At 64.2% G+C, this 11,673-nt stretch carries 11 protein-coding genes and 2 pseudogenes; 11 read left to right on the top strand and 2 right to left on the bottom strand.

Features of this window, described 5'->3' with window-relative positions:
• From ACTHNR_RS18975 to cysM, 6 genes and pseudogenes are all read left to right on the top strand, one after another.
• Nucleotides 1-141 (top strand): annotated as a pseudogene (locus ACTHNR_RS18975) (lipopolysaccharide assembly protein LapB); the annotation flags it as partial.
• 22 nt (nucleotides 142-163) lie between these two features.
• Nucleotides 164-1,570, top strand: coding sequence for a UDP-glucose dehydrogenase family protein (locus tag ACTHNR_RS18980; protein ID WP_440549209.1), 1,407 nt, complete (start codon nucleotides 164-166; stop codon nucleotides 1,568-1,570).
• Nucleotides 1,533-2,564: a D-glycero-beta-D-manno-heptose-7-phosphate kinase gene (rfaE1, locus tag ACTHNR_RS18985; RefSeq protein WP_440549210.1), complete on the top strand. Its 1,032-nt coding sequence runs from the start codon at nucleotides 1,533-1,535 to the stop codon at nucleotides 2,562-2,564. Before ACTHNR_RS18980 ends, rfaE1 begins: the two co-directional genes overlap by 38 nt.
• 75 nt (nucleotides 2,565-2,639) lie before the next feature.
• Nucleotides 2,640-3,632 (top strand): ADP-glyceromanno-heptose 6-epimerase, encoded by a 993-nt coding sequence (gene rfaD / locus ACTHNR_RS18990; RefSeq protein WP_440549211.1) that lies wholly within the window; start codon nucleotides 2,640-2,642, stop codon nucleotides 3,630-3,632.
• 73 nt (nucleotides 3,633-3,705) lie between these two features.
• Complete coding sequence (locus ACTHNR_RS18995; RefSeq protein ID WP_440549212.1) at nucleotides 3,706-3,993, top strand: ComEA family DNA-binding protein; 288 nt, start codon at nucleotides 3,706-3,708, stop codon at nucleotides 3,991-3,993.
• A 165-nt stretch (nucleotides 3,994-4,158) separates the two neighbouring features.
• Nucleotides 4,159-5,061 (top strand): cysteine synthase CysM, encoded by a 903-nt coding sequence (gene cysM / locus ACTHNR_RS19000; RefSeq protein WP_440549213.1) that lies wholly within the window; start codon nucleotides 4,159-4,161, stop codon nucleotides 5,059-5,061.
• Nucleotides 5,062-5,115: 54 nt separating this feature from the next.
• Here the strand turns inward: cysM and mltB are convergent, their stop codons facing one another.
• The gene (gene mltB, locus ACTHNR_RS19005) at nucleotides 5,116-6,468 is read right to left on the bottom strand and encodes a lytic murein transglycosylase B (RefSeq protein WP_440549214.1); all 1,353 of its coding nucleotides are present in this window, start codon (nucleotides 6,466-6,468) and stop codon (nucleotides 5,116-5,118) included.
• Between the two features lie 163 nt (nucleotides 6,469-6,631).
• Here mltB and ACTHNR_RS19010 point away from each other — a divergent pair, with 163 nt between their 5' ends.
• Nucleotides 6,632-7,555, top strand: a complete 924-nt coding sequence (locus ACTHNR_RS19010) for a histone deacetylase family protein (protein ID WP_440549215.1) — start codon at nucleotides 6,632-6,634, stop codon at nucleotides 7,553-7,555.
• A 44-nt stretch (nucleotides 7,556-7,599) separates the two neighbouring features.
• Entirely contained in the window at nucleotides 7,600-8,424 is an 825-nt protein-coding gene (locus tag ACTHNR_RS19015) for an enoyl-CoA hydratase (protein WP_440549216.1), read from the top strand.
• A 37-nt stretch (nucleotides 8,425-8,461) separates the two neighbouring features.
• On the opposite strand, the gene ACTHNR_RS19020 is transcribed toward ACTHNR_RS19015, so the two are convergent.
• Nucleotides 8,462-9,379 (bottom strand): lysophospholipase, encoded by a 918-nt coding sequence (locus ACTHNR_RS19020; RefSeq protein WP_440549217.1) that lies wholly within the window; start codon nucleotides 9,377-9,379, stop codon nucleotides 8,462-8,464.
• A gap of 242 nt (nucleotides 9,380-9,621) precedes the next feature.
• Between ACTHNR_RS19020 and ACTHNR_RS19025 the strand changes: the two genes are divergently transcribed.
• The 3 genes and pseudogenes from ACTHNR_RS19025 to ACTHNR_RS19035 form a co-directional block, all read left to right on the top strand.
• Entirely contained in the window at nucleotides 9,622-10,656 is a 1,035-nt protein-coding gene (locus tag ACTHNR_RS19025; RefSeq protein ID WP_440549218.1) for a methionine ABC transporter ATP-binding protein, read from the top strand.
• Nucleotides 10,646-11,299 carry a methionine ABC transporter permease gene (locus ACTHNR_RS19030; protein ID WP_440549219.1) on the top strand — a complete coding sequence of 218 codons (654 nt, stop codon included), beginning with the start codon at nucleotides 10,646-10,648 and terminating at the stop codon, nucleotides 11,297-11,299. The genes ACTHNR_RS19025 and ACTHNR_RS19030 overlap by 11 nt, the downstream gene beginning before the upstream one ends.
• A gap of 294 nt (nucleotides 11,300-11,593) precedes the next feature.
• A pseudogene (locus ACTHNR_RS19035) lies at nucleotides 11,594-11,673 on the top strand (electron transfer flavoprotein subunit beta/FixA family protein); the annotation flags it as partial.

Genomic DNA, 11,673 nt, shown 5'->3' on the forward strand with positions numbered 1-11,673 from the left:
CAGCGCACCAAAAATTTGCCACGTTACACATGCCAAAATTGCGGTTTCCGGGCGCGCCTATTCTATTGGCAGTGCCCAGGTTGCAGCGGTTGGGAAACGTATGCGCCGCGCCGCATCGAGCCCATCGCGACGCAAGCTTGATGCACCCTTTATCGGAACGCGTATGAAAATCACCATCATCGGCACGGGCTATGTCGGTCTCGTCACGGGCGCGTGCTTGGCCGAAATCGGCAACGACGTCTTCTGTCTCGACGTCGACCCGCGCAAGATCGATATCCTGAATAGCGGCGGCGTGCCGATCCACGAACCGGGCCTGCAGGAAATCATCGCCCGCACGCGCGCGCACGGCCGTATTACGTTTTCCACCGACGTGAAGGCGAGCGTGGAGCACGGCGACGTGCAGTTCATCGCCGTCGGCACGCCGCCCGACGAGGACGGCTCGGCCGACCTGCAGTATGTGCTGGAAGCCGCACGCAACATCGGCCGCTATTCGAACGGCTTCAAGGTCATCGTCGACAAATCGACGGTACCGGTCGGCACCGCCGAACGCGTGCGCGCCGCCATCGCGGCGGAACTTGGCGCGCGCGGGCTCGGCGCCAGCACGGCCCACCGGTTCTCGGTCGTCTCGAACCCCGAATTCCTGAAGGAAGGCGCCGCGGTCGACGATTTCATGCGGCCCGATCGGATCGTGATCGGCATCGACGATGACGAAGCCGGTCTCGTCGCGCGCGAAAAGATGAAGCGACTTTACGCGCCGTTCAATCGCAATCACGAGCGCACGCTGTATATGGATGTGCGCTCGGCCGAATTTACGAAATACGCGGCCAACGCCATGCTCGCCACGCGCATCTCGTTCATGAACGAAATGTCGAACCTGGCCGATCGCGTGGGCGCGGACATCGAGCAAGTGCGCCGCGGCATCGGTTCCGATCCGCGTATCGGGTACCACTTTTTGTATGCCGGCGTCGGCTATGGCGGCTCGTGCTTTCCCAAGGACGTGCAGGCGCTCGTGCGCACCGCCGACGAAAACGGGCAACGTCTGCGGATTTTGCAGGCGGTCGAAGACGTCAATCACGACCAGAAGGAAGTGCTGGTCGAAAAGATCGTTCAGCGCCTGGGCGGCGATCTGACCGGCCGTACCTTCGCGGTTTGGGGGCTGGCGTTCAAGCCGAATACCGACGATATGCGCGAGGCGCCGAGCCGGCGACTGATTGCGGCGTTGCTCGCACGAGGCGCGCAGGTTCGCGCGTACGATCCGGTGGCGCTGGACGAAGCGCGGCGCGTGTTCCCGCTCGATTTGGCCGATGCGCCCGACGCGCTTGCGCGTTTGACGTTCGCCAAGTCGCAAGACGAAACGCTCGCGGGCGCCGACGCGCTCGTCATCGTGACCGAATGGAAGGAATTCAAGAGTCCCGACTTCGCGCATTTGAAATCGGTGCTCAAGGCGCCCTTGATTTTCGACGGGCGCAATCTCTACGAGCCGTCGGCTATGGCCGAACTCGGCATCGACTACTACGCAATCGGGCGTCCCTATGTCCAACTCGATCCCGCAACCGATGCAGGCGCCTAACGGTCCTAAGACGCCGGCCGGGCAGGGCGCGGCTACGGCGACCGAACTGCCCACGGTGTCGCGCGAGCGGCTGCGCCAGGCGCGCGTGCTGATCGTCGGCGATGTCATGCTCGATCGCTATTGGTTCGGCGACGTCAACCGCATCTCCCCGGAAGCGCCCGTGCCGGTCGTGCATGTGCAGCGACAGGAAGACCGGCTGGGCGGCGCAGCCAACGTCGCGCGCAATGCGGCGGCGCTGGGCGCGCACGCGGGCCTGCTTTGCGTCGTGGGACGCGACGAGCCGGGCGAGCGCATCGTCGAACTGCTGAAGGACAGCGGTGTCGCGACGCATCTGGAACGCGACCCGGAATTGTCGACGACGATCAAATTGCGGGTGCTGTCGCGCCAGCAGCAATTGTTGCGCGTCGATTTCGAAAACACGCCGGCGCATGAAGCGCTGCTGGCCGGTCTCGCACGCTTCGATGCGCAACTGGCATCGCACGACGTCATCCTCCTATCCGACTATGCCAAAGGCGGCCTGACGCACGTCACGCAGATGATCGCCACGGCTCGCGCGGCCGGCAAACCCGTGCTCGTCGATCCGAAGGGCGACGATTGGGAGCGTTACCGCGGCGCCACGCTGATTACGCCGAACCGCGCCGAGCTGCGCGAGGTGGTCGGGCAGTGGAAGTCGGAGGACGATCTGCGCGCGCGCGTCGATGCGCTGCGTGCTTCGCTCGACATCGAATCGCTGCTGCTCACGCGGTCGGAGGAAGGCATGACGCTGTTCGCGGCCGACGGGAGCGTGTTGACGGCGCCCGCCGTCGCGCGCGAAGTCTACGACGTATCGGGCGCGGGCGACACCGTGATCGCAACGTTGGCCGTCATGCTGGCCGCAAAGCTGCCGCTCGTCGACGCCGTTGCGCTGGCAAACCGCGCGGCGGGTATCGTCGTGGGCAAGCTCGGCACGGCCACCGTCGATTACGACGAGCTTTTCGCGCAAGACGCGCGTTAGCCCAGCCCGCACGCCAAGCCGCGGGCTCGCCCATCGATCGCCTATCATCGTTATCGAACAACCGTTATTTCGATCATGACTCTTATCGTTACCGGCGCCGCCGGCTTCGTCGGCGCCAATCTCGTCAAGGCGTTGAACTCGCGCGGTGAAACGCGCATCATTGCCGTCGACAATCTGACGCGAGCCGACAAGTTCAAGAACCTCGTCGACTGCGAGATCGACGATTACCTGGACAAAACGGAATTCGTCGAACGTTTCGCGCGTGGCGATTTCGGCAAGGTGCGGGCCGTGTTTCACGAGGGCGCCTGTTCGGACACGATGGAGACCGACGGCCGCTACATGATGGAGAACAACTTCCGCTACAGTCGCGCGGTGCTCGATGCCTGCTTGGCTCAAGGCTCGCAGTTTCTCTACGCGTCGTCGGCGGCGATCTACGGCGGCTCGACGCGTTTCGTCGAAGAGCGCGAAGTGGAAGCTCCGCTGAACGTCTACGGGTACTCGAAGTTTCTGTTCGATCAGATCGTTCGCCGCGTCATGCCGAGCGCCAAGAGCCAGATCGTGGGCTTTCGCTATTTCAACGTGTATGGGCCGCGCGAAGCGCATAAGGGGCGCATGGCGTCGGTCGCGTTTCATAACTTCAACCAGTTTCGCGCCGAAGGCAAAGTCAAGCTGTTCGGCGAATACAACGGCTATGCGGCGGGCGAGCAGACTCGCGATTTCGTTTCCGTCGAAGACGTCGCCAAGGTCAATTTGTTCTTCTTCGACCATCCAGAGAAGTCGGGCATTTTCAATCTCGGTACCGGGCGCGCCCAACCGTTCAACGACATCGCAACCTCGGTCGTCAATACGCTGCGCGCGCTCGAGCATCAGAGCGAGCTCTCGCTCGCGGAAATGGTCCAACGCGGCCTCATCGAATACGTTCCCTTTCCCGATGCGCTGCGCGGCAAGTATCAGTGCTTCACGCAAGCCGATACGGGGCGCCTGCGCGAAGCCGGCTACGATGCGCCGTTCTTGACCGTGCAGGAAGGCGTCGACCGCTACGTGCGTTGGCTGTCCGGTCAACTGTAAAGCGCGACGCGCCGTACTTAGACTGGCGCCTCGTGGTCGGCGCTCGCCGGCCCCTTCACTGTCCGGAGGCGCCATGTTCAAACGTCTATTCTTTCTCGCGGCGGCGTCCGTCGTCGCGTTTCCCTCCTTCCATGCGCAAGCCGTCGACGCGAATATCGCCGATGAAGCCGCGCTGCGCGAGCTCAAAGGCATCGGCCCGGCCAGGGCGAAGGCGATTGTCGACGAACGCTCGGCGGGCGGTCCCTTCAGGGACGCCGCGGATCTCGGCCGGCGCGTGAAAGGCCTCGGGGGGCAGGCGACCGACCGCCTCCAGGCGGAAGGACTCACGGTTGGGGCCTCGCCAAGCGCATCGTTGCGCTGACAGGTTCAGTTCGCATTCTCGCGCGATCGCCTGCCGTCGTTGCATTGCGTGCGGCCACAGCAAGCGGCAGGCGCGAAAGACCCTACGCGGCGATGAGCGGCCTGGTGCTTTACAATCGATTGGATTCCCATCGACTAATTTGACCGCGCGCCGAGCGCCAACGATATGCCTTACAAAACCATTGAAGATACGATCGGCAATACGCCGCTCGTCCAACTCGTTCGCTTGCCCGACGACGAGATCCGCGGCCGCAACAATGTCGTGCTCGCGAAACTGGAAGGTAATAATCCCGCAGGCTCGGTGAAAGACCGCCCCGCGTTGTCGATGATCAAGAAGGCGGAAGCGCGGGGCCGGATCAAGCCCGGCGACACCCTGATCGAAGCGACAAGCGGCAATACGGGCATTGCCCTCGCGATGGCCGCGGCCGTTCGCGGCTACAAGATGGTGCTGCTCATGCCCGAGGACCTATCGGTCGAGCGGCGCCAGAGCATGGCCGCCTATGGCGCTGAAATCGTGCTGACGCCCGTAAAGGGCGGCATGGAGTACGCTCGGGATCTCGCCGAACAAATGCAGCGCGACGGGCGCGGCATCATCCTGGATCAATTCGCGAACCCGGACAATCCGGTCGCGCACTACGAAGCGACGGGCCCCGAAATCTGGCGCGATACCGAAGGGCGCATCACCCACTTCGTTTCGTCGATGGGTACGACGGGGACGATCATGGGTGTGTCGCGCTACTTGAAGGAACAGAACTCGGCGGTCGAGATCGTCGGGGCGCAGCCGGAAGACGGTTCGCGCATCCCGGGCATTCGCAAATGGCCCGAGGCTTACATGCCGAAAATTTTCGATCGAACGCGCGTCGATCGCACCGAGAACGTTTCGCAAAGCGCGGCCGAGGCAATGGCGCGGCGCCTCGCGGCAGTGGAAGGCATTTTCTGCGGCATTTCATCGGGGGGCGCTTGCGAGGTCGCCTTGCGTATCGCTCGGCAAGTCGAAAACGCGACGATCGTTTTCATCGTCTGCGATCGCGGCGATCGTTACTTGTCCACTGGCGTGTTTCCCGCCTGACGCTGCAGTCATCCCGCGGCGGAGCGCAAAAGCTGCGCCGCCGCGGCGATACGGTTACTGCGGCTGGGGCTGGGGCTGCGGCTGGCCGCCGGCCGGCGCTTCGGGAACTGGCTCATTCAATAACGAGGCGGGCGATGTGGCGGGCGTTTGCGCGCTGGGCGCCGTGGTGGGCATAGGCTGCGGCGCGGGCGTCGGCGTCGGCGTCGGCATCGGTGTGCTCGGCTGTGCGTTTGCCGTTTCCTCGTCCATGCGCGCCTTCACGCGCTCCCCGAGTTCATAGACCGCGAGCGCATAGAAGAAACTGCGGTTGTAGCGCGTGAGCGCATAAAAATTCTGCAGGCCCAGCATGTACTCCGTCGGCCGCGCCGGCGTCGGCAAATCGATGACCGTGACCGGCGTACTCGCCTCCGACGTCGTATCGAGCCCCGGCTCGTCGAGCACCATGCCGGCGCGCAGCAATTGCGCGAGCGGCCAGTGCGGTTCGGGTTGACCGTCCGCGGCCGCCTGCGCGATACCTTGGCTGCCCTTGTCGCCGGCGATGCGCCAGACGACTGGCCGGCCGCTCTCCCATCCGTTTTCCTTCAGATAGTTGGCCACGCTGCCGATTGCATCGGCTTGGCTCGTGCGCAAGTCGATATGCCTGTTGCCTTCGAAATCGACCGCGTACTTCACGATACTGCTCGGCAGAAATTGCGGGATGCCGATCGCGCCCGTATAGGAGCCAAGGACGGTTGTCGGATCGATTTGCGCGTCGCGCGTCCAAACGAGGTAATCCTCGAGGTTCTTGCGGAACGTCATCTCGCGCTCGGCGCGGTTGGGCGTGTTCGGATAGTCGAACGCCAACGTCGTCAGCGCATCGAGCACGCGGAAGTTGCCCATATAGCGGCCGTATATCGTCTCGACGCCGATGATGCCGACGACGACCTCCGGCGGCACGCCGAATTGCTGGTAGGCCCGCTCGAGCGTCGCCCGGTTGTCACGCCAGAATTTCACGCCCGCGTTGATTCGCACGGGGTCGAGAAAGCGCGCTTGATAGACGTGCCAATTCTTGACGAACGGCGTTGGGGCCGGCGTGACGAGCTTGACGGCGGTGGCTGAATAGTTGACGCCTGCGAACAGCGTATGCAGCGCGGCCGGGTCGAAATCGTAGCGCGCGACCATGTCGTCGATGAATGCGTTGACGTCCGCATTGTCGGCGTAGCGCTGCGGGATGATCTCCTCTTCGAACGTTCCGCCCGACGTTGCCGACTGCGGCGCTTGCCCTTGCGCGAGGCGGGCCGTGTGCCTGGCGGGCGAAGCGCTCTGGGCGTCGGCGCTGTGCCAGGCCAGTGCGGCGCCGAGCGTTGCGGCGACGAGCACGGCAAGGCGTTTGCATTTTGCCGCGGATGATGCGTATTGACCGGTCATAAGAGAGCGAGAAAGGGCGTTCGGCGCAGTATAGCGAACGGCCGGCGTGGGCGGAACCGGCGCGGAGCGAGTCGCCGTGTGGTAACGTAGGCCAATCCGAGGCCCGCCCGACGGCCCACGAAGTGACCAAGGAGACACGCCGCCCCCGCGGCGCGAAACGATCATGACGACCGCTGTGTACTCACACCCCGATTGCCTACTGCACGAGATGGGGCGGGGGCATCCGGAATGCCCGGAGCGGCTGGTCGCGATCGAGGATCAATTGATCGCGAGCCGCATCGCGGAACTGGTCGAGCGCGAAAGCGCGCCGCTCGCCGATATCGCCGATATCGCCCGCGTGCATACGCGCGCTCACATCGATTTCATCGAGCGCAGCGCGCCGAGCGAAGGTCATGCGTGGATCGATCCCGACACGTGCATGAATGCGCATACGTGGCAGGCGGCATTGCGCGCGGCCGGCGCGGCGGTGGCCGCGACCGATGCGGTCATCGACGGACGCTACGACAATGCGTTCTGCAGCGTGCGGCCGCCCGGCCATCACGCCGAGCCCGCACGGGCAATGGGTTTTTGCTTCTTCAACAACGTGGCGATCGCCGCCCGTCACGCGTTGGACGTGCGCGGTCTCTCGCGCGTGGCCGTCGTCGACTTCGACGTGCATCATGGGAACGGCACGGAGGCGGCATTCGCGGGCGACGAGCGGGTCTTGATGTGCAGCTTTTTTCAGCATCCGTTCTATCCGTTTAGCGGCGCGGACAATCAGGCGCCGAACATGGTCAACCTGCCTATGCCCGCGCGCACGCCGGGCACGGCCGTGCGCGAGGCCATCGATCTCGTCTGGCTGCCGCGTCTCGAAGCGTTCAAGCCCGAGATGATTTTCATCTCGGCGGGGTTCGACGCGCATCGCGAGGACGATCTCGGCAACATGGGGCTCGTCGAGGACGACTACACGTGGATCACCGATCAGATTCGCCGCATTGCGCAGCGCCATGCGCGCGGAAGGATCGTCAGTTGCCTCGAAGGCGGCTATAACTTGTCGGCGCTCGGCCGCAGTGTCGTCGCGCACGTGCGCGCGTTGGCCGATATCTGACCTAAGACTACCGATTGAATTTTGCTGTCAGGAGGCGGCCCATCATGGATCACGCTGCATCGACCTCTACGTCTTCCGGCGCGCCGGCTTCGGACGCGTTGCTCATCGAACACGATGCGTACGCATTGCCGGGCGTCGTGCGCGTCACGCTCAATCGGCCCGACGCGTTCAATGCGCTGTCCGAGGATCTGATCGCGCAACTGCAGGCGACGTTGTCGGCGATCGCACAATCGGACGCGCGCGTCGTCGTTCTGGCGGCAAACGGGCGAGCCTACTGTGCCGGACATGATTTGAAGGAGCTGCGTGCAACGCCTTCGCTCGAGTTTTATCAAACGCTGTTCGGGCGCTGCTCCGCGTTGATGATGACGCTGCAGCGGATGCCCCAGCCCGTCATCGCGCGCGTGCAAGGCATCGCCACCGCGGCAGGCTGTCAGCTCGTCGCGATGTGCGACATGGCGGTGGCCGCCGACACGGCACGCTTCGCGACATCGGGCATTCATTACGGGTTGTTCTGTTCGACGCCCGCGGTGCCGCTCTCACGCAATATCCCGCGCAAAGCCGCGTTCGAGATGCTCATGACGGGCGATTTCATCGATGCGGCCAAGGCCCGCGAGCTGGGTCTCATCAATCATATGACGCCGCTCGATGCGCTCGACGCGGAGGTGGCCGCGCTCGCCCAACGCATCTGCGAGAAACCGGCCGCCGCCGTGCGCGTGGGTAAGGCGCTGTTCTATCGTCAGTTGGAGACCGGGATCGAAGCGGCCTACCAGATGGCGGGGCAGGCGATCGCCTGCAATGCGATCGATCCTGTCGCCCAAGAGGGCATGCAGGCGTTCATCGAAAAGCGCACGCCGAACTGGCGGGCATGAGCCAGGCGGGGCGTGCGACCCCGAGGCAGCAGCTCAACTAGGCGCGGGCGACAATCCAGCGCGTCAGTGCCTCGATGACGCGGTCGCGATCGAGATCGTTCATGGTCTCGTGAAACGCCGCATCGTAGAGCGTCAGGGTGCGATCGGGCGAACCGACTTGCTGAACGAATACGCGGCTGCCTTCGGGCTCGGTCAGCTTATCGGCCGTGCCATGATAGACGAGCACGGGCAGGCGCAGAGAGGCTCGACCTTGTTCGATGCGCGCCATCGCGACGAGAATTTCAGCACCGGTGCGGGCCGGGACCGCGCCATGATGCACGAGCGGGTCGGTGCGATTGGCCTCGACGATGCGCGGATCGCGCGAAAGCAGCGAGGGCTCGATTTTCATGGCCTTGTAGCGCGGCCACAGGCGGCTCACGACGCGGCTCGCCGCGAGCATCCAGCGCGGCACGTCCTTGCCCGGGGCAAGGGCGGGGCTCGACAGGATAAGGCCGGTCACGGGCTGAAACTCGCTGGCGAACGCGGCGAGTCGTTCGATTGCGAACAGCGTCGCGATCGTGCCGCCCATGCTGTGGCCCATCAGGAAAAGCGGCGTGCCCGGCCTCGAGGCCGATTCGAGCAACGCGCGCGCATCGTTCAGGTATTCGTCGAATCGTTCCACCCAGGTGCGCGCTCCCGGGGAGCGTCCATGACCGCGCAGGTCGACGGCGACGAGTTCGATGCCCGCCGCGTTCAGCCGCTCGGCCAGCGCGGCATAGCGGCCGGCGTGTTCGGCCAAGCCGTGGAGAAGAGCGACCGTGGCTCGCGGTGGCGTTGCGCAGGGCCATCGGTAAAGAGCGAGTTCAATGCCGTCCGTCGTGCGTACCGTGCACGCCGGTGCGGCCTGCCGTTGCGCGGCCTTCGATTTCGCCGGATCCGAATCGCCCTTGTCCTGCGGCACAGCAGTCGTCGACATCGTTCCTCCCCCCGTTGCGCGTCTCGTGCGCCCGATCATAGCCGCTCGGCGCGCGGCGAAAGGCACGATCGAAGCCGCCTTCCACTCTAATTTCCCAAATTCATTAAGGCGTGGCGATTAATTATTAAAGCTTATTTGTGCGGCGCGATAAAATTGCGGGTCGTCACTTTATCCGCTAGTCAACGACGGTGACCCCCTTTCAAGCGCAGTGGCGCAGGGAGGGCCCGCCGTTTTGTCCTTTCATGATCGAACTTCGTCATATTTCACAGCGTTTCGCCGGGCCGAGCGGCTGGGTCGAGGCGCTCCACGACATCAACCTCAGTATTCCCGCCGGTCAAATCTTCGGCATCATCGGCCGCAGCGGCGCGGGCAAGAGCACGCTCGTGCGCACGATCAATCTGCTGACCCGGCCGAGCGCCGGCGAAGTCGTCGTGGACGGCAAGGTGTTGACCGCGCTATCGGCCCAGGCGCTGCGCGAAGCGCGCCGCGAGATCGGCATGGTCTTTCAGCATTTCAATTTGCTCAATTCGAGGACGGTGTTCGACAACGTCGCACTGCCGCTCGAGCTTGCCGGCATGAAGCGGGCCGAGATCGACCGAACGGTCTTGCCGTTGCTGGAACTGGTGGGCCTCGCCGCCCTGAAGGATCGATATCCGGCGCGCATCAGCGGCGGGCAAAAGCAGCGCGTGGGTATCGCCCGTGCATTGGCGAGCCGGCCGAAGGTGTTGCTGTGCGATGAGGCGACGTCGGCGCTCGACCCCGAAACGACGCGCTCGATCCTCGAACTGCTCAAGCGAATCAACCGCGAACTGGGCCTCACGATCGTGCTCATCACGCACCAGATGGAAGTGATCAAGGATGTCTGCGACCGCGTGGCCGTGCTCGATGCAGGACGCGTCGTCGAAGCGGGCAGCGTCGTGGACGTGTTCCTGAAGCCGCATCATGCCGTCACGCGCGCGCTGCTCGGCGACGTCATCGCGCACGAGTTGCCGAGCGCCGTGAAGGCGCGCGTCGCGGCGCAAATCGAAGCCGGCGAGGGCCGGCTGCTACGTCTCGCGTTCGCCGGCGGTGGCGTCGATCGGCCGATCTTGTCCGAGACGATTCGCCGCTACGCGCTCGATTTCAACATCCTGCACGGACAGGTGGACGAGATCCAAGGCCGTGCGTTCGGCTCGCTCGCCGTGCTCGCCGACGGCGAGCCGCAGCAGCTTCACGCGGCGCTCGGATTCTTGCGCGATCAGGGCGTCGTCGTCGAGGAGCTTTCCCATGTTCAGTGAAATGTCCTCGATGTTCGTGCAGTCGTTCTGGGAGACGCTCGTCATGGTCGGCATCTCGGGCGTGGTCGGTGCGCTCGTCGGCTTGCCGCTCGGCGTGCTGCTGTTTCTGACCGATCGCGGCGGCGTGCTGCAAAGCGTGATGAGCAACCGTGTGATGGGCTTGACCGTCAACGCGGTGCGCTCGACGCCATTCATTATCTTGCTGGTGGCCGTTATTCCGCTTACGCGCGTGATCGTGGGCACGTCGATCGGTACGGCCGCTGCCGTGGTGCCGCTGACGATCGCGGCGGCGCCGTTCGTCGCCCGGCTCGTCGAAACGGCGCTGCGGGAGGTCGATCGAGGGCTCATCGAAACGGCCGAGGCGCTCGGCGCGACGACCCGTCAAATCGTCTTCAAGGTTTTGCTGCCCGAGGCGCTGCCGGGTATCGTCGCCGGCCTCACGATCACGTTCGTTTCGCTCGTGGGCTACTCCGCGATGGCTGGCGCGATCGGCGGCGGAGGCCTGGGCGATCTCGGCATTCGCTACGGCTATCAGCGGTTTTTGCCGGAAGTCATGGTGACGGTCGTCGTGATCCTGATCGTCTTCGTGCAACTGGTGCAGTCGTTCGGAGATTGGCTCGTACGCCGTTTGAGCCATCGATGAGCACCCGCCCCCGCTCGTTAGAGGCGTTGGTCGAACGTCGGGCCTAGCGCCGGGGCCGATGCATCGTTAAAATAAAACGATCGTTCGTTTATGTGGCCGCTGCCGTGGCCTATCGTCGCGGTCTATCGACGCCGGCGAGCCGAATGGACCGTCGCCCGAGCTGCGTTTTCATCCGCCATGGGGTGACGGATTTGCCCATTGGGGTTTGCCGAAACGCGGGGCAGTGCGGCTGTGGCGCGCGCTGTCGCTATAATGGCCGCTGGGTTGACGTATTCGTAACTTTGGAGCGTGTGCATGAAAATTTTGGTGCCTGTCAAGCGCGTGGTCGACTACAACGTCAAGGTCCGGGTGAAGTCGGACGGCACGGGCGTCGA

This window comes from Trinickia sp. (assembly GCF_051954495.1).
GTDB lineage: Bacteria > Pseudomonadota > Gammaproteobacteria > Burkholderiales > Burkholderiaceae > Trinickia.

Coding starts and splice junctions, on each gene's coding strand:
- ACTHNR_RS18980 (WP_440549209.1), top strand. CDS start 164: ATGAAAATCACCATCATCGGCACGGGCTATGTCGGTCTCGTCACGGGC.
- rfaE1 (WP_440549210.1), top strand. CDS start 1,533: ATGTCCAACTCGATCCCGCAACCGATGCAGGCGCCTAACGGTCCTAAG.
- rfaD (WP_440549211.1), top strand. CDS start 2,640: ATGACTCTTATCGTTACCGGCGCCGCCGGCTTCGTCGGCGCCAATCTC.
- ACTHNR_RS18995 (WP_440549212.1), top strand. CDS start 3,706: ATGTTCAAACGTCTATTCTTTCTCGCGGCGGCGTCCGTCGTCGCGTTT.
- cysM (WP_440549213.1), top strand. CDS start 4,159: ATGCCTTACAAAACCATTGAAGATACGATCGGCAATACGCCGCTCGTC.
- mltB (WP_440549214.1), bottom strand. CDS start 6,468: ATGACCGGTCAATACGCATCATCCGCGGCAAAATGCAAACGCCTTGCC.
- ACTHNR_RS19010 (WP_440549215.1), top strand. CDS start 6,632: ATGACGACCGCTGTGTACTCACACCCCGATTGCCTACTGCACGAGATG.
- ACTHNR_RS19015 (WP_440549216.1), top strand. CDS start 7,600: ATGGATCACGCTGCATCGACCTCTACGTCTTCCGGCGCGCCGGCTTCG.
- ACTHNR_RS19020 (WP_440549217.1), bottom strand. CDS start 9,379: ATGTCGACGACTGCTGTGCCGCAGGACAAGGGCGATTCGGATCCGGCG.
- ACTHNR_RS19025 (WP_440549218.1), top strand. CDS start 9,622: ATGATCGAACTTCGTCATATTTCACAGCGTTTCGCCGGGCCGAGCGGC.
- ACTHNR_RS19030 (WP_440549219.1), top strand. CDS start 10,646: ATGTTCAGTGAAATGTCCTCGATGTTCGTGCAGTCGTTCTGGGAGACG.